Below are 15,394 nucleotides of genomic sequence, written 5' to 3'. Positions count from 1 at the left end.
CTTACACGAGTGTAAATAAGCGCGTCTTCCCAACCTTGGCAATGGTTAGGTTAGGGTCTCGGCAAAGGCGCGTGCCGCCTCGCCATCGGCGACGGTGATGCGGAGCACGGTGCCGGGCTGCAGCTCCAGCGCGAGTTTGGTGCCGTCAGCCTCGGGATGCTCCATGACGACGCGTGCGGACTTGAACCGGGTCGCGCGATACCGCGCGCCGAGCGGTTCGATCACCACAACATCGCCGGGGCCGCCCGCCACTGCCGCGCGCCCACCATCGGCGGCGACGATGCCCAGCCTGCCCTCGAACCCCGACACCAGTGCTTCGGCCAGCCGGATGGCGTCGTCGCCGTCAGCGAGCCGCTGGCTGCCGCCCAGCCCGAGCATCCGCGCAACCCCGGCCAGCGCCAGCACGGCGGCAAGCGACCCGGCGGCCAGCCACCAGTTCATCGGATCAGGCCTTGCCCGCCAGCGTGTCGAGCATCGGACGCAGGCCGGTGAGGTCATATCCCGCCTGCGCCGCCTTGGTCGCCAGCGTCTCGGGATCGGTGCCCCGGCTGGCTTCGGCGAGCGCCCAGAGGTTGGTCGAGCGCGTGCCCGATCGGCAATAGGCGAAGACCGGACCGCCCGCGCCATCGATCGCGGCGCGCATTGCCTCGACCTGCGGCATCGAGAAGCCGGCATGGGTCACGGGAATCGCGAAATAGGACAGGCCCAGCGTCTGCGCAGCCGCGCGGATCGCGTCGCCCGATGGCTGGCCGGGCTCTTCCTCGTCGGGGCGGTTGTTGACGATCGCCTTGAAGCCCGCGCGCGCCAGTTCGGTCACGTCGGCCGGGGTAATCTGGGCGGAGACGGAGATGGTCTCGTCGATCGTGCGCATTCAGTCGGCCTCGCGGATCACGTTCAGGAAGGCATCGCCATAATCCGCCAGCTTGCGCGCGCCAATGCCCGGAATGCGCGACAGGTCGGCGAGTGTCGCGGGACGCGCCGCCGCCATCTCGCGCAGCACTGAATCGTGGAAGATGACATAGGGCGGCACTGCGGCGGCCTGCGCCAGCGTGCGGCGCTTGTCGCGCAGTGCCTCGAACAGCGGATCACCGACTGGATTGGGCGCTCCGGTGGTGGCACCCCGGCGGCGGCGCTCGCGCTTGGGCGGGACGACCAGATCGAGCGTCGCCTCGCCCTTGAGGATCGGGCGGGCTCCAGGGCCGAACTCCAGCCCGCCATGGGGATTGGTGCGCAGCGCATCGCGCAGCAGCAGCGCGCGGCCGACCGGCTTGATCAGCGCTGCCTCATCCCCCTCGATAATCCCCCAGACCGACAGCGCCTCATGCCCGTTCATCAGGCTGCGCTCGCTCGACTGGCCGGTCAGCACTTGCTCGATATAGGTCGCACCGAAACTCTGACCGGTGCGGAATACGGCGGAGAGATATTTCTGCGCGGTCACGCTGGCGTCGATCGCCTTGGGGGCCTCGAGGCAATTGTCGCAATTGCCGCAGGTCGCGGGCGGCTCTTCGCCGAAATGGCGGAGCAGGATCGCGCGGCGGCATCCGGCGGTCTCGACCAATGCGCCCAGTGCGTTGAGCCGCGCGCGTTCGCCCGGCTGACGCTCGGGCTCGACCTCGGTCATTCGCTGGCGCGCGCGGGCGAAATCATCGGCACCCCAATAGAGCTGGGCAAGCGCCGGGTCGCCGTCGCGCCCCGCGCGACCGGTCTCCTGATAATAGGCCTCGATCGACTTGGGCAGGCCGGCATGAACGACGAAGCGGACATCGGGCTTGTCGATCCCCATGCCGAACGCGACCGTGGCGACGATCACCATATCCTCGCTCGACACGAACGCGGCCTGGTTGCGGCGGCGCACGGCGGGGTCGAGCCCGGCGTGATAGGGCAGGGTCGGGCGCCCGGTCGCGGCGAGCTTTTCCGCCAGCTGCTCCACCGCCTTGCGCGTCTGGGCATAAACGATGCCGGGACCGGACTGGGCGGCGATGAAATCGGCGACCTGGCGCGGCACATTGTCGCGCGGGGCGATGTTGTAGCGGATATTGGGCCGGTCGAACCCCGCAACGATCAGCCCGTCTTCGGCGATGCCAAGCTGGTTCAGAATGTCGGCGCGGGTGTGTGCGTCGGCGGTGGCGGTCAGCGCGAGCCGGGGGACGTCGGGAAACGCGTCCATCAACGGGCGGAGCAGGCGGTAATCGGGTCGGAAGTCGTGACCCCATTCGCTCACGCAATGCGCCTCATCGATCGCGAACAAGGCGAGCGGGGCCGAGCGGAGCAGGTCACGGAAGCTGCTGTTCGATGCGCGTTCGGGTGCGACGTAGAGCAGGTCGAGTGCGCCGTTGCGGAAGCGCTCGATCGTCTCGGCGCGGTTCTCGTCGACGCTGGTCAGCGTGGCGGCGCGGATGCCGACGGCCTCTGCGGCGCGCAACTGATCGTGCATCAGCGCGATCAACGGGGAGATGACGACGCAGGTCCCGTCGAGCATCGTTGCGGGCAGCTGATAGGTCAGCGATTTACCCGCGCCGGTCGGCATCACCGCAAGCGTGCGCTGTCTGGCCAGCACGCGATCGACCACGTGGCGCTGGACCCCGCGGAACTCGGGAAAGCCGAAAACGGTGTGTAATACGTCTTGGGGATTCAGTGGGCGCGGGTCACTCATGCGGCGCGGATATAGCCAGTCTCCACCAGAAATGCGCGCAATCCTGTCGGGTAATCGGGATATTCGACCAGCTGACCCGCGGGGCAGTCGCCATCCTCGCTACGCTCGACCTTGCACCGGTCGGGCCAGATCGCGGGGTCCTTGCGATATTCGGCGAGGATCACCGGCCACACAGCGTCGAGCGTGCCGAGCCGCGCAGCGGCGGCGGCCCAGGCGGCGCACGCGCCGTTGGGGTACGCCTCGCCGATGCACGCCTTGCGTGCGCTGGTGGCGGCCTTCTCGAAGATCCTGGAAAAGCGCGGTTCGGCCGACACATCGCGCACCGCGCCGTCAGTGACATTCAGCACCTTGGGCGGCGCAACACTCGCGGCATAGCTTTCAAAGGCATAGAGAAAGCGATCATCGCTCAGCACGAAATCGCGCGTGCCGTCGCCATCCACATCCTTGGGCCAGCCAATCTCCGCCCCGTCATAGCCGCCCAGTTCGGCGACCTTGAGTGTGTCCCCCACGGGCGTGACGACGCGCATCCGCTGACAGCAATGCATGCCCCCGGTATAGTCCTGAAAGAACGCGACCGCCGAGCCGTCCTTCGACAAGCGGCCGAGCATCAGGATGTTCTGCATCGCCGACCCGTCGAGCCGGACGCTCGCCCCATCGGCGCGCGTGATCGTCAGCACCGGATCGACATCGCCGTCTTCGCATTCTTCGCCCAGCGGTGCGCATTGGACGCGATCGAACACGGCGGTGAGGTCACCGAAGCGATAGACCTTGCGGCCTTCGCCCATCGTCCATTCGATCTTCTGTCCGTCGCTGACCGGCTTTCCGGGATCTGCGGCAGCGCCGAGCATCAAAGCCGCCGCGATCAGGCTGAACAGGCGTAACATCGGGCGATTGTCCTCCACTGCCGGATCGCTACCATCGCCCCTGATGGACGGCAACCGGGAGGCGGGTGATGGATTCTGACGCGATTCACGACAATGGGGAGCGGCACCAGTTCGAACTGACCGTGGACGGCCATCTGGCGCGCGCCGAATATATTATCGATGGCGACGTCATCACCTTCACCCACACCATCGTCCCGCCGGCACTGGAGGGGCGGGGCATCGCGAGCCGACTGATCCGCCACGCCCTGGCCGAGGCGCGGGCGCGGGGCCTGCGGGTCGTGCCGCAATGCCCGTTTGTCGCCGCCTATATCCGCAAGCACCCCGAATGGGCGGACCTGCTGGTCGAACCGCTGGACTAAATCCGGCAGGGCTCGCCGTTGTTCAGCACGTGGGTGCAGAGCTGCGCCTGCGCGCTGTCGTCGGCATCGAGCGCGGCGACCGCGACCCAGCCTTCGCTGCGCCAATGCGCGGCGGTGTGGGCATCGGTCCCGAACGGCAGGAACAACCGCCGCCGCTCCGCCGGGGCGAGCCCCGCGTCGAGCAGCGGATCGGCGTAGAGCGAGAAGCCGACCGCTGGTTCCTCACCCTGCGCACCCAGCACCGAATAGCTGCCCCCGCGCCCGATCTCGCCGCGCACGCCGCGCGCGAACAGCGAGAAGCCGATCCAGCTCTGATATTCAAAGCCATGCCGCTCGGTCGGGTCGAGCGTCAGCGCGGCCTTGCCCGCCACCGCCTGTGCGACCGCCTCCAGACCGTCGAGTCTGCTGGTCAGCGCACCGCCGGTATCGTGTGCGCGCAGCCGGGCGATTGCCGCATCGAACGGCCCCGCCGCCTCGATCAGCGGGAGGAAGGCCTGGTCGATTGCCGCCACCGCCGCCGCGTCCTTGGCGTCGAGCGCCGCGCGCAAGCCGGACAGCTGTTCGGCTGCCATGGTCGGTGCGAGCTGCTCGACCAGATCGGGCAGGGTGAAGTCGATCGCCAGCCCCGGCACGCCCGCAGCCTCGAGCGCCGCGACCGCAACGGTCACGATCTCGCGCACCGCGGCGATGCTGTCGCGCCCGATCAGTTCGCAGCCGATCTGGCGCATCGCGCGCTCGGGGCGCAGCTCGCTCGCGCGCAGCTTGAGCACCGGTCCGGCATAGGACAGGCGGACGGGACGTGGGTGGTGCGCCATGCGCGTCGCGGCAATGCGACCGACCTGTGCGGTAATGTCGGGACGAATCGCCAGCGTGCGGCGCGACACGGGATCGGTAAAGCGCACCGCATCCTTGCCGCTCGCCGCCTTCAGCCGTTGGCCGAGCGACTCCTCGAACTCGGCAAGCGGGGGATCGACTCGCTCATAGCCATGCAGTCGCGCGACATCGAGCACGCGCGATTCGAGCGCCGCCGCCGCGTCGGCAAGCGGGGGCAGGCGGTCGTGGAATCCTTCGGGAAGTAGTCCGTTCATCATCAAACCTCGTCACCCCGGCCTCGTGCCGGGGTCCACTCAACCTCAAGTCCAACTGTAGAGGCTCGTGCGTCGCGCTTGCCGCACAGTGGACCCCGGAACAAGTCCGGGGTGACGATTATGGTTTTCAGAACTTCAGCGCCATCGCGGTCCGGACGCCGGGCAGCGCGCGGACGCTGGCGACCAGCTCAGGCGTCACCGCTTCGTCGACCGACAGCAGCAGCACCGCTTCGCCACCGGCATCGCGGCGGCCAAGGTGGAAGGTGCCGATGTTGACGCCGGCATCGCCCAGCGCGGTACCGATGCGGCCGATGAAGCCGGGCGCGTCCTCGTTCACCACATAGAGCATGTGGCCCGCGAGATCGGCCTCGACCTTGATCCCGAACAGTTCGACCAGCCGCGGCTCGCGGTTGTTGAACAGCGTGCCGGCGACCGACCGCTCGCCCGCATCGGTCTTGACCGCGACGCGGATCAGCGTGTGGTAATCGCCTTCCTTCTCAGTCTTGACCTCACGCACCTCGATCCCGCGCTCCTTGGCGAGGAAGGGGGCGTTGACCATGTTGACCGTGTCGGTCTGGGTGCGCAGGAACCCGGCGAGCACCGCGCTGACGATCGGCTTCTGGTTGACCTCGGTCGCCGCGCCCTCGCTGTGCACCGACACGCGCGGGATATCGCCATGGGTGAGCTGGCCGACCAGGCTGCCGAGCTTTTCGGCGAGCGCCATATACGGCTTCACCCGCGGCGCTTCCTCGGCGGTCAGGCTGGGGACGTTGAGCGCATTGGTGACGCCGCCATTGACCAGATAATCCGCCATCTGTTCGGCAACCTGGATCGCGACATTGACCTGTGCCTCGCTGGTCGATGCACCCAGATGCGGGGTAGCGACGAAGTTGGGGGTACCGAACAGCGCATGTTCCTTGGCCGGTTCGGTGACGAACACGTCGAGCGCTGCGCCCGCGATATGGCCGCTGTCGAGCAGTTCCTTGACCGCCGCCTCGTCGACCAGTCCGCCGCGCGCGCAGTTGATGATGCGCACGCCCTTCTTGGTCTTGAGCAAATTGTCGCGGCTCAGGATGTTGCGCGTCTGGTCGGTCAGCGGCGTGTGGAGCGTGATGAAGTCGGCGCGGGCGAGTAGGCCATCCAGCTCGACCTTTTCAACGCCGAGCTCGACCGCGCGTTCGGGCGAGAGGAACGGGTCGAACGCGATGACCTTCATCTTCAGGCCAAGCGCGCGGTCGGCGACGATCGACCCGATATTGCCCGCACCGATCAGGCCGAGCGTCTTGCCGGTCACCTCGACGCCCATGAAGCCGTTCTTCGGCCACAGGCCCGCCTGGGTCTGGGCATTCGCTTCGGGCAGCTGGCGCGCGAGCGCGAACATAAGGGCAATGGCGTGTTCGGCGGTGGTGATCGAATTGCCGAACGGGGTGTTCATCACCACCACGCCCTTGGACGAGGCATAGGGGATGTCGACATTGTCGACGCCGATGCCGGCGCGGCCGATGACCTTCAGGTTCGTCGCGGCGTCGATGATCTCCTTGGTCGCCTTGGTCGAGCTGCGGATGGCGAGGCCGTCATACTCGCCGATGATCGCCTTCAGCTCTTCGGGCGTCTTGCCGGTGATCTCGTCCACCTCGACCCCGCGCTCGCGGAAGATCTGGGCGGCCTTGGGGTCCATTTTGTCGCTGATGAGTACCTTGGGCATGGAATGTCTCCGTCGCCCCGGCGAAGGCCGGGGCCGATAAGTTTGGGAGTGCAACAGGGCGGCCCCGGCCTGCGCCGGGGCGACGATTAGCCAGCCTTGGCGGTGGCGTAGGCCCAGTCGAGCCAGGGACCGAGCGCTGCGATATCGGCGGTGTCTACCGTCGCGCCGCACCAGATGCGCAGACCCGCCGGGGCATCGCGATAACCGGCGACGTCATAAGCGGCGTGTTCGGCCTCGAGCAGCGACGCGAACTTCTTGATGAAGGCTTCGTCGGCACCATCGACGGTCAGGCACACGCTGGTGGTCGAACGAATCGACTCGTCCGCAGCGAGATTTCCAAGCCAGTCGCGCTCCGCGACCAGCGTCTGCAACGCCGCCGCATTGGCGTCGCTGCGCGCGATCAGGCCGTCGAGCCCGCCGAGGCCCTTGGCCCATTCGAGCGCGAAGATCGCGTCCTCGACCGCCAGCATCGACGGCGTGTTGATCGTCTCGCCCTTGAACACGCCTTCGGCCAGCTTGCCCTTGGCCACCAGGCGGAACACCTTGGGCAACGGCCATGCGGGGGTGTAGGTTTCGAGGCGTTCGACGGCGCGCGGGCCGAGGATCAGGACGCCATGGCCGCCTTCGCCGCCCAGCACCTTCTGCCAGCTGAAGGTTGCGACATCGATCTTGTCCCACGGCAGGTCGTACGCGAACACCGCGCTGGTCGAATCGGCAAAGGTCAGGCCTTCGCGATCGTCGGGGATCCAGTCGCCATTGGGCACGCGCACGCCGCTGGTGGTGCCGTTCCAGGTGAACAGCACATCGGTCGACCAGTCGATCGCAGCGAGATCGGGCAGCTGGCCATAATCGGCGCGGACGATCGTCGGGTCGAGCTTGAGCTGCTTGGCTGCGTCGGTGACCCAGCCTTCGCCGAAGCTTTCCCAGGCGAGCGTGGTCACGCCGCGCGCGCCGAGCATCGTCCACATCGCCATTTCGAACGCGCCGGTGTCGGAACCGGGGACGATGCCGATGCGATGCGTGTCGGGCAGGCGCAGCATCTCACGCATCAGGTCGATGCAATATTGCAGGCGGGTCTTGCCCAGCTTCGAGCGGTGCGAGCGTCCCAGGACCTCGGTCGCGAGCTTCGATGCGTCCCAGCCCGGAGGCTTGGCGCAGGGACCCGAAGAGAAATGGGGGCGTGCCGGCCGGGTGGCGGGCTTGGCAATGGACGCAATTGTGGCGTCGGGGGCAGTCAAATCAGTCATGTCAGTCTCTCCTCGCAGAGAGCACGCGCGGCGTTGGGACCGCGTGGCCCGTCGGCGGCCCTAACGACGAGGGGCGGTAAGTCAAGCGAATCAAGGTAACCGACGATACCGCCCGCCGCGTGTCGGACGATCTGGACTTCGCATAGGTGCAGCCTAATATCCTGCAAACAGGGGGCTTCATGGATGAATTTCGAGATCCGACGGCCGTCGGCAAGGCCGCGCGCGCGGTCCTTATCTGCTGGCTTGTCGCGTCGGCAATCTTTTGCGGCTCGGCGATCTATTCGATCGTCGGGATCTCCGCCTATCAGAGCGGGTCATCCTCCCCGCTCGCGGATTTGGAGACGGTCGACCTCGTGTCGATGATTTCGGGCGGCATCTATTCCCTCGCCTATCTTGTCTGTGTGGTCGTGATCGGGCGCTGGATCTACCGCGTGAACAAGAATGCGTGGCAGTTCAGCGATGCGATGACGGTGTCGCCGGGATGGAGCATCGGCGCTTTCTTCATCCCGATTCTCAACCTGTTTCGCCCGTTCAGCGGCGTGCGGGAAACGTGGCAGGCAAGCCATGCACCGGCTGATGCGGACGCTGTGCCGGTGCCCGCCATCATGCGCCTGTGGTGGGCTGGCTGGCTGATCGCCGGGATGTTCGGTCAGCTCTCCTTTCGCCTGGGCCTGCGCGCCGAGACGCTTGAGGATTTCGTCGAAGTTGCGTGGGTGGATATCGCAGGCACTCCGTTTGACTTCATCGCAGGCCTCTCGCTGCTCTGGATCATTCGCCGACTGACCGAGACGCAAAGCCATTTGCGCGATCACGAGGTGTTCGAATAATCCCGGGTTAACCAGAATGGGTTAGAGAGGATATGGCATGCGTATCCTCCTGAGCCTGTGCCTGCCCTTTGCCCTAGCCGGATGCCTGTTCGGCGGCGGCGAGGAGCGTGCGCCGTCGCGCGCGCCGGTGCGCCCAGATCCGCGCGGGCCGGTGACGCTCGACCTGCCGACCAGCCGCGAGACGCAGCAATGCTATGCCGACCTGTCTCGCGAACAGGTGCGGTTCAGTCCCCTGCCCGACCGGGATTATGGCGGCGGATGCCAGGTGATTGGCGCGGTGCAGCTGATCGATGTCGGCATTCCCGTGTCGGGGCTGAAGGCGATGCGTTGCCCGCTCGCGCGCACGTTTATCGGCTGGATGCGGCACGCTGCGGTTCCGGCGGCGCGTGAGATATTGGGCGGGGAACTGGTGCGGGTCGAAACCTATGGCACCTATGCCTGCCGCGGCATCGTCGGCGGCAGCGCGGCGTCGTCGCTCAAGGTGTCCGAACATGGGCTGGGCAATGCGGTGGACGTCGCCGCGTTCGTGCTGCGCGACGGGCGCAAGATCAGCGTGCTGGGCGACTGGAACGGCGGGACTGCGGAGGAGCGTCAATTTCTGCGGGTGGTGCATCGTTCGGCCTGCCGCCGCTTCACCACGGTGCTGGGCCCGGAATATAACAGCGCGCACGCCAACCATTTCCATTTCGACATGGGTGGCAAGCGCTTCTGCCGTTAATGGCGCGGGGTGGTTTGCCTTGCCGCCGAAACCCGCTAATCCCGCGCCAATGACAGACAAGAAAGTGCCGTCGCGCGTCTTTGCCCGCGCGAGCCAGGATGCGGAGACCGCGCGAACCGCCGTCTCTACCCCCCAGACCGAACACCCGGCCTATGCCCTTGCCTTTCAGGACATGGAGTTCCTGTTGCGGGAAGATCTGCGCCCGGTGCGGTTCCAGCTGGAGCTGCTCAAGCCCAGCGTGCTGATGGACGAGGCGAAGATCGCGTCGCTGTTCGTCATCTATGGCTCGGCGCGGATCCCTGAGCCTGCCAAGGCGCAGGCGTTGCTCGACTTGGCCACCGACGACCAGTCGCGCCGGATTGCCGAGCGGCTGATCGAAAAGTCGAAATATTATGACGTCGCGCGCGAACTGGCCGCACTCGCCAGCTGTTATCCGCTCGATGAAAACGGCGATCGCCACTTCGTCGTTACCTCGGGCGGTGGCCCGTCGATCATGGAAGCGGCGAATCGCGGGGCGGCGGAGAAGGGCTGCGAATCGGTCGGCCTCAACATCGTGCTGCCGCATGAGCAGGCACCGAATGAATATGTGACCCCGTCGCTCAGCTTCCAGTTCCACTATTTCGCGCTGCGCAAGATGCACTTCCTGCTGCGCGCGCGCGCGGTGGCGGTGTTCCCCGGCGGGTTCGGCACGTTTGACGAATCGTTCGAGCTGCTGACTCTGATCCAGACCGGCAAGATCGCGCCGATCCCGGTGCTGTTCTACGGCAAGGATTTCTGGACCCGCGTGGTCAATTTCGAGGCGCTGGTGGAAGAGGGCGTGATCAGCCCGCGCGACCTCAACTTGTTCCACTTCTGCGAAACGGCGGAAGAGGGCTGGGAAATCGTCCAGAAATTCTGGGAAGAGCGGACGGCATAAGAAAAAGGGCGGCCCAACGGACCGCCCTTTTTTGTTCACACCGTCAGTTGCGGTGGATCATTCCTTCTTCGCGGCTTCCTCTGCAGCAGCCGGATCGACCGACGGGGCGCCCGATGCCGGGGTGCCGGCATTGCCCATTTCGGTCGGGATGATCGCATTCTCGGTCGCCGCTTCGCCACCCTCGGCCGGAGCCGCTTCGGGTGCCGGGAGCGGCAGGTTCGAACCCTGCGCGTTCAGATAGGCGATGAGGTTGGCGCGCTCCTGCGGATCGGACAGGCCGGCAAAGGTCATCTTGGTGCCCGGGGCATATTTGCGGGGGGACGCGAGCCACGCATCCATCGCCGCAAAGTCCCAATTGCCCGGGACGGCCTTGAGCGCATCCGAATAGGCAAAGCCGGCGACATGGCCATGTGCCTTGCCCATCGACGCCCACAGGTTCGGGCCCACGCCATTGGCACCGCCCTGGGTGATCGAATGGCATGCGGCGCACTTGGCGAACGAAGCCTGGCCCTTGGCGACATCGGCCTTGGCCAGGCGGTTGGCGATCGGCTCGACCGCGGCGGCTCCTCCTTCACCCTCGGCACCATCGGCGCTTTCGACCGGATAGCCTTCCTTTTCGGGCTTTCCGCTGTGGTAAATCATGCCGCTGGCGATCGAGAGGCCGAGGGCAGAGGCACAGCCGAACAGGACCCAGCCTGCGATCGTGTTCATGCGATTGTCCATGTGCGCCCGTTCTGCCCCGTGTTGATCTTGGCCGGGTTCTTTAGTCGGCCCTTTTGCGCACCGCAACCCGGGCTTGCCGCAAGTTGATCGCGCCGTTACGCGCGCGCCGATGGACAATTTCGCCGCCCCCGCCCGCCCGATCGTCGAACGCATGACGCAGGCCGCCCTGGCCGAGCCCAAGCGCGCGGTCGCGTTTCAGGGCGCGCCGGGCGCAAATTCGCACATGGCGGCGCTGGAGGCGTTCCCGACCGGGCTGCCGATGCCGTGCTTCAGCTTCGAGGATGCGATCGACGCGGTGCGCGACGGGCGCGCCGATTGCGCGATGATTCCGATCGAAAATTCACTGCACGGGCGCGTTGCCGACATTCATTTCCTGCTGCCCGAATCGGGGCTGGTGATCATCGGCGAGCATTTCCTGCCGATCCGCTACGCGCTGATGGGACTGGGCGCGCGCGCCGGAGTCCGCCAGGCGATGAGCCACCCGCAGGCGCTGGGCCAGTGCCGCCACTGGCTGAAGGCGCAGGGTATCGCGCCGCTTTCCTATCCCGACACCGCCGGTGCAGCGGCGGTCGTGGCGGAGATGGGCGATCCGCAGGTCGCTGCGCTCGCGCCGCCGGGGGCTGCGCCGCTCTATGGTCTGACAGTGTTCGACAGCGACGTTGCCGACGCCGACCATAACATGACCCGCTTCGTGATGCTCGCGCGCAATGCGCCGCCGCTGCGCGATCATGGGCCCTACATGACCACCTTCGTGTTTGAGGTGAAGAACATCCCCGCCGCGCTCTACAAGGCGCTGGGCGGCTTCGCGACCAATGGCGTCAACATGACCAAGCTGGAAAGCTATCAGCGCGGCGGCAGCTTCGCGGCGACCGAATTCTATTGCGATATCGTCGGTCGCCCCGGCGATGCGCCGGTCGACCGCGCGCTGGAGGAACTCAAGTTCCACACCAAGTCGATGCGGGTGCTCGGCACCTATCCTCAGGCGCGGGCGCGACCGGAGTAACTCACCGCTCGCGCGTCGCCATGAACTTCACCTTGGAATAGCGCTCAGCGATATAGCCGATTTCCCACGCCGATTTGGCGAGGAAGACCGGGTTGCCGTCGCGGTCCTTGGCCATGGCGGTGCGGTTGAGGTCCATGAATTCCTTCAAATCCGCTGCCTCACCGCCGACCCAGCGCGCGGTATCGAACGGCGCGGGTTCGAGCACCGCGCCAACCTTGTACTCGGCATCGAGGCGGCTGAGCAGCACTTCGAGCTGAAGCTGCCCAACCACGCCGATGATCCAGTTCGACCCGATTTCGGGATAGAACACCTGGATCACGCCCTCTTCGGACAGGTCGTCGAGCGCCTTGCGCAATTGCTTGGTCTTGGTCGGATCCTTCAGCACCACGCGACGCAGGATTTCCGGCGCGAAATTGGGCAGGCCGGTGAAGCGCACCGCCGCCTTCTCGCTCAGTGTATCGCCGACGCGCAGCGTGCCGTGATTGGGGATGCCGATGATGTCGCCGGGGAACGCCTCGTCCGCCAATTCGCGCTGCTGGGCAAAGAACATGATCGGCGAATGGATCGCGATCGGCTTGCCATGGCCGCTCGGCGTCAGCTTCATGCCGCGCTTGAACGTCCCCGACACCAGCCGCATGAACGCGATGCGGTCGCGGTGATTGGGGTCCATGTTCGCCTGAACCTTGAACACGAAGCCGGTGACTTCGGGATTGTCCGGCGCGACCGGGGCGGGTTCGGCGGGCAGGGCGTGCGGCGGCGGCGCGTGGCGCGCGATCGCGTCGATCAGCGAATCGACCCCGAATTCCTTGAGCGCGGAGCCAAAATAGACCGGGGTCAGGTCGCCATTGCGATAGGCGTCGCCGTCGAAGGTCGCATAGCCCGCCAATCCCAGCTCCGCCTCTTCGCGGACCTTGGCGAGCGTCTGCGCCGAGATCAGCGAATCGAGCTGCGGATCGTCGAGCCCGCTGGTCTGCACGACCTTGCCCTGAAATTCGCGGCTGTCGCCCTCGGGCAGCAGCAGGCGATGGTCGACCAGATCGTAGATGCCTTCGAACTGCCCGCCCATGCCGACCGGCCAGGTCATCGGCGCGACATCGAGCGCGAGCAGGTCGGCGATCTCGTCAAGAATCTCGAACATCTCGCGGCCTTCGCGATCGACCTTGTTGACGAAGGTGATGATCGGCACGTTGCGCAACCGGCACACTTCGAACAGCTTGCGCGTCTGGCTCTCGATGCCTTTGGCCGCGTCGATCACCATCACGGCGGAATCGACCGCGGTCAGCGTACGATAGGTGTCTTCCGAAAAGTCTTCGTGGCCCGGCGTGTCGAGCAGGTTGAAGGTGATGCCGTCGCGCTCGAACGTCATCACCGAGCTGGTGACCGAAATGCCGCGCTGCTGCTCGATCTTCATCCAGTCCGATCGCGCGCGCCGCGCCTGGCCACGCGCCTTGACCTCTCCGGCAAGATGGATCGCGCCACCGAACAGCAACAGCTTTTCGGTCAGCGTGGTCTTGCCGGCGTCAGGGTGAGAGATGATCGCAAAGGTGCGGCGATCGGGAATCGAATTGTCGGGCATCGCGGCCCTCTAGCGGCAAGTGCGCCGCGAATCCAACGTTACGCCCGGCGCTTGCGCGATTTGCGCCGCTCGCGCTCCAGCAGCACGATCCGCTCGAAACACGCCATGACCTGATCGCGCGGGTGGCGGCGCTCGATCCGGCGCAGGCGGAAATGGACGTGCGCCATCTTCTGATAATAGCGCGTGAAGACGGTGTTGATCGCCGCTGCCGCAGCAGCGCTCACCACTGGTGCGGCGCGCGCGGCGAGCGTCTGGCCCATCGTTCGCCCCATCCGCGGTACCACCGCGCCGATCACGCCGGAGATCGACTGGTGGCTAAGCGCGATGCGTCCGGCCCACAGCCCAGTATCGGTCGCGTCATCGTCGCTGAGCGGGCCGCCAAGGCCAAACACCGCGATACACTGGGCGCGCACATCGGGATCGTCGATATCCTCGCCATAATAGGCTGCGATCTGCTGGATCGATCGCAGGATCAGTGTGGTGGTGACGGCCAGGTCGGCCAGCGTCGTGCCGACCCCGCCCAGACCGCCGAGTGCGCCCGTGAACCCGGCGGCGAAGCGGTGAAACCCCTCGCTGTTCTTCACCGGCCGCGTGTCGCCAGCGGCACGGCGGTTCGCCTTGTTGGTGCGGAAGGCGAAGGCATAGCTCTGGCGCAGCGCCAGATCGAGCATCCCCTGCAGCTTGGCTTCCCAATCGTCGGGCAGCCACTCGATGATCGAATCCGCCTGTTTCCCCGCCTGTTTAGCGAGATTCATCAGCACGCTTCCCGCATCTTCATGATATTCGGCAATGGCGAGCAGTTCGACGAGGTCGTCCTCGCCGAACGCTGCGCATGTATTGCCGGGATCGATCGACTCCACCCGCATGTCCCCCCGGCAGACAGGCTATTGGTTAACGCCGCGATGGCAAGGGGGGTGGCGGGGGTGATCCCGTCACGGGACGCTTTCTATCCTTCGCGGTGGACCGCGAACCCGGCAAAATCCTGGTTTACCGGCATCAGCTCCAGCCGGTTGATGTTGAGATGCGGCGGCAGCGTCGCGACCCACAACAGCGTCTCGGCGATGTCCTCCGCCGTCATCGGGTTCACCCCGGCGTACAGGCGGTCCGACGCTTGCCTGTCGCCGCCGGTGCGCACGGTCATGAACTCGGTCTCGACCATGCCCGGCTCGATCGAGGTGACGCGCACACCGGTGCCATGCAGATCGGCACGCAGCGCGAGGCTGAAATGGTTCACGAACGCCTTGGTCCCGGCATAGACATTGCCCGCCGGATAGACATAGCTGCCCGCGACCGAGCCGAGATTGATGATCGCGCCCCTGCGTTCGATCAGCATCGGCAGCAGCTTGTGCGTGATCGACATCATCGCGGTGACGTTGGTGTCGACCATCGTCTTCCAGTTATCGAGATCGGCCTGCTGCGCCTTCTCGAGGCCGCGGGCGAGCCCGGCATTGTTGATGAGCAGGTCGATCCCGGCAAACGGTTCGGCCAGTGACGCGAGCGCCGCATCGCGCGCGGCTTCGTCGCGAATGTCGAATTCGAGCGTGTGGACGCTGTCGCTTTTGAGCGCGGCCAGCCGGTCGGCGCGGCGACCGGTGGCGACGACGTGCCAGCCCGAATCGGCAAAGGCATGCACCGCCGCCTCGCCGATCCCTGCAGTCGCGCCGGTGATGAGTACGGTAGGCATGATCGGGGTCC

16 protein-coding genes are annotated in these 15,394 nt (G+C 66.2%); 5 read left to right on the top strand and 11 right to left on the bottom strand.

The genetic code is table 11. From position 1 onward, the window contains the following. Positions 1–45 precede the first annotated feature (45 nt). The 4 genes from ACRYLO_RS15280 to ACRYLO_RS15265 are packed head-to-tail and all read right to left on the bottom strand — an operon-like array spanning position 46 to position 3,555. A complete protein-coding gene (locus ACRYLO_RS15280; protein ID WP_482660944.1) occupies positions 46–441 on the bottom strand; it encodes a hypothetical protein in 396 nt (131 codons plus the stop codon). A gap of 4 nt (positions 442–445) precedes the next feature. After that, positions 446–871, bottom strand: coding sequence for a protein tyrosine phosphatase family protein (locus ACRYLO_RS15275; RefSeq protein ID WP_482660943.1), 426 nt, complete (start codon positions 869–871; stop codon positions 446–448). After that, positions 872–2,653 carry a DNA helicase RecQ gene (gene recQ / locus ACRYLO_RS15270; protein WP_482660942.1) on the bottom strand — a complete coding sequence of 594 codons (1,782 nt, stop codon included), beginning with the start codon at positions 2,651–2,653 and terminating at the stop codon, positions 872–874. After that, on the bottom strand, positions 2,650–3,555 hold the full coding sequence (locus ACRYLO_RS15265; protein ID WP_482660941.1) for a hypothetical protein: 906 nt from the start codon (positions 3,553–3,555) through the stop codon (positions 2,650–2,652). The genes recQ and ACRYLO_RS15265 overlap by 4 nt, the downstream gene beginning before the upstream one ends. A gap of 50 nt (positions 3,556–3,605) precedes the next feature. Here ACRYLO_RS15265 and ACRYLO_RS15260 point away from each other — a divergent pair, with 50 nt between their 5' ends. Then, positions 3,606–3,896: a GNAT family N-acetyltransferase gene (locus tag ACRYLO_RS15260; protein WP_482660940.1), complete on the top strand. Its 291-nt coding sequence runs from the start codon at positions 3,606–3,608 to the stop codon at positions 3,894–3,896. Here ACRYLO_RS15260 and ACRYLO_RS15255 read toward each other — a convergent pair. The 3 genes from ACRYLO_RS15255 to ACRYLO_RS15245 form a co-directional block, all read right to left on the bottom strand. Continuing rightward, positions 3,893–4,984 (bottom strand): ATP phosphoribosyltransferase regulatory subunit, encoded by a 1,092-nt coding sequence (locus ACRYLO_RS15255; RefSeq protein ID WP_482660939.1) that lies wholly within the window; start codon positions 4,982–4,984, stop codon positions 3,893–3,895. The two genes, ACRYLO_RS15260 and ACRYLO_RS15255, sit on opposite strands and share 4 nt — an antisense overlap. Positions 4,985–5,111: 127 nt before the next feature. Beyond that, on the bottom strand, positions 5,112–6,689 hold the full coding sequence (gene serA, locus ACRYLO_RS15250; protein ID WP_482660938.1) for a phosphoglycerate dehydrogenase: 1,578 nt from the start codon (positions 6,687–6,689) through the stop codon (positions 5,112–5,114). Between the two features lie 86 nt (positions 6,690–6,775). Further along, positions 6,776–7,936, bottom strand: a complete 1,161-nt coding sequence (locus tag ACRYLO_RS15245) for a phosphoserine transaminase (protein WP_482660937.1) — start codon at positions 7,934–7,936, stop codon at positions 6,776–6,778. Positions 7,937–8,115: 179 nt separating this feature from the next. Between ACRYLO_RS15245 and ACRYLO_RS15240 the strand changes: the two genes are divergently transcribed. Genes ACRYLO_RS15240 through ACRYLO_RS15230 form a run of 3 tightly spaced genes read left to right on the top strand, consistent with a single transcriptional unit; the run spans position 8,116 to position 10,397 of the window. Then, positions 8,116–8,763 (top strand): DUF4328 domain-containing protein, encoded by a 648-nt coding sequence (locus ACRYLO_RS15240; protein ID WP_482660936.1) that lies wholly within the window; start codon positions 8,116–8,118, stop codon positions 8,761–8,763. Between the two features lie 37 nt (positions 8,764–8,800). Next, on the top strand, positions 8,801–9,481 hold the full coding sequence (locus ACRYLO_RS15235) for an extensin-like domain-containing protein (protein ID WP_482660935.1): 681 nt from the start codon (positions 8,801–8,803) through the stop codon (positions 9,479–9,481). Positions 9,482–9,530: 49 nt separating this feature from the next. Next, complete coding sequence (locus tag ACRYLO_RS15230) at positions 9,531–10,397, top strand: LOG family protein (protein ID WP_482660934.1); 867 nt, start codon at positions 9,531–9,533, stop codon at positions 10,395–10,397. 57 nt (positions 10,398–10,454) lie between these two features. On the opposite strand, the gene ACRYLO_RS15225 is transcribed toward ACRYLO_RS15230, so the two are convergent. Continuing rightward, a complete protein-coding gene (locus ACRYLO_RS15225) occupies positions 10,455–11,120 on the bottom strand; it encodes a c-type cytochrome (RefSeq protein WP_482660933.1) in 666 nt (221 codons plus the stop codon). 109 nt (positions 11,121–11,229) lie between these two features. On the opposite strand from ACRYLO_RS15225, the gene ACRYLO_RS15220 reads away from it, so the two are divergent. Further along, on the top strand, positions 11,230–12,123 hold the full coding sequence (locus tag ACRYLO_RS15220) for a prephenate dehydratase (RefSeq protein WP_482660932.1): 894 nt from the start codon (positions 11,230–11,232) through the stop codon (positions 12,121–12,123). Position 12,124: 1 nt separating this feature from the next. Here the strand turns inward: ACRYLO_RS15220 and ACRYLO_RS15215 are convergent, their stop codons facing one another. The 3 genes from ACRYLO_RS15215 to ACRYLO_RS15205 all read right to left on the bottom strand — a co-directional run bounded on the left by ACRYLO_RS15215 (position 12,125) and on the right by ACRYLO_RS15205 (position 15,383). Next, complete coding sequence (locus ACRYLO_RS15215; protein WP_482660931.1) at positions 12,125–13,699, bottom strand: peptide chain release factor 3; 1,575 nt, start codon at positions 13,697–13,699, stop codon at positions 12,125–12,127. A gap of 38 nt (positions 13,700–13,737) precedes the next feature. Continuing rightward, positions 13,738–14,559, bottom strand: coding sequence for an EcsC family protein (locus ACRYLO_RS15210; protein ID WP_482660930.1), 822 nt, complete (start codon positions 14,557–14,559; stop codon positions 13,738–13,740). Positions 14,560–14,645: 86 nt separating this feature from the next. Continuing rightward, on the bottom strand, positions 14,646–15,383 hold the full coding sequence (locus tag ACRYLO_RS15205) for an SDR family NAD(P)-dependent oxidoreductase (protein WP_482660929.1): 738 nt from the start codon (positions 15,381–15,383) through the stop codon (positions 14,646–14,648). Positions 15,384–15,394: the final 11 nt, after the last annotated feature.

This window comes from Sphingomonas sp. SDUR79 (genome assembly GCF_056821745.1).
The sequence above is the reverse complement of the archived record's forward strand: the minus strand, read 5'-3'. Positions and strand labels throughout refer to the sequence as shown.

Bases quoted from the DNA above. Each gene is read 5' to 3' on its own strand.
- ACRYLO_RS15280 (WP_482660944.1), bottom strand. From the start codon at position 441: ATGAACTGGTGGCTGGCCGCCGGGTCGCTTGCCGCCGTGCTGGCGCTG.
- ACRYLO_RS15275 (WP_482660943.1), bottom strand. From the start codon at position 871: ATGCGCACGATCGACGAGACCATCTCCGTCTCCGCCCAGATTACCCCG.
- recQ (WP_482660942.1), bottom strand. From the start codon at position 2,653: ATGAGTGACCCGCGCCCACTGAATCCCCAAGACGTATTACACACCGTT.
- ACRYLO_RS15260 (WP_482660940.1), top strand. From the start codon at position 3,606: ATGGATTCTGACGCGATTCACGACAATGGGGAGCGGCACCAGTTCGAA.
- ACRYLO_RS15255 (WP_482660939.1), bottom strand. From the start codon at position 4,984: ATGAACGGACTACTTCCCGAAGGATTCCACGACCGCCTGCCCCCGCTT.
- serA (WP_482660938.1), bottom strand. From the start codon at position 6,689: ATGCCCAAGGTACTCATCAGCGACAAAATGGACCCCAAGGCCGCCCAG.
- ACRYLO_RS15245 (WP_482660937.1), bottom strand. From the start codon at position 7,936: ATGACTGATTTGACTGCCCCCGACGCCACAATTGCGTCCATTGCCAAG.
- ACRYLO_RS15240 (WP_482660936.1), top strand. From the start codon at position 8,116: ATGGATGAATTTCGAGATCCGACGGCCGTCGGCAAGGCCGCGCGCGCG.
- ACRYLO_RS15235 (WP_482660935.1), top strand. From the start codon at position 8,801: ATGCGTATCCTCCTGAGCCTGTGCCTGCCCTTTGCCCTAGCCGGATGC.
- ACRYLO_RS15230 (WP_482660934.1), top strand. From the start codon at position 9,531: ATGACAGACAAGAAAGTGCCGTCGCGCGTCTTTGCCCGCGCGAGCCAG.
- ACRYLO_RS15225 (WP_482660933.1), bottom strand. From the start codon at position 11,120: ATGGACAATCGCATGAACACGATCGCAGGCTGGGTCCTGTTCGGCTGT.
- ACRYLO_RS15220 (WP_482660932.1), top strand. From the start codon at position 11,230: ATGGACAATTTCGCCGCCCCCGCCCGCCCGATCGTCGAACGCATGACG.
- ACRYLO_RS15215 (WP_482660931.1), bottom strand. From the start codon at position 13,699: ATGCCCGACAATTCGATTCCCGATCGCCGCACCTTTGCGATCATCTCT.
- ACRYLO_RS15205 (WP_482660929.1), bottom strand. From the start codon at position 15,383: ATGCCTACCGTACTCATCACCGGCGCGACTGCAGGGATCGGCGAGGCG.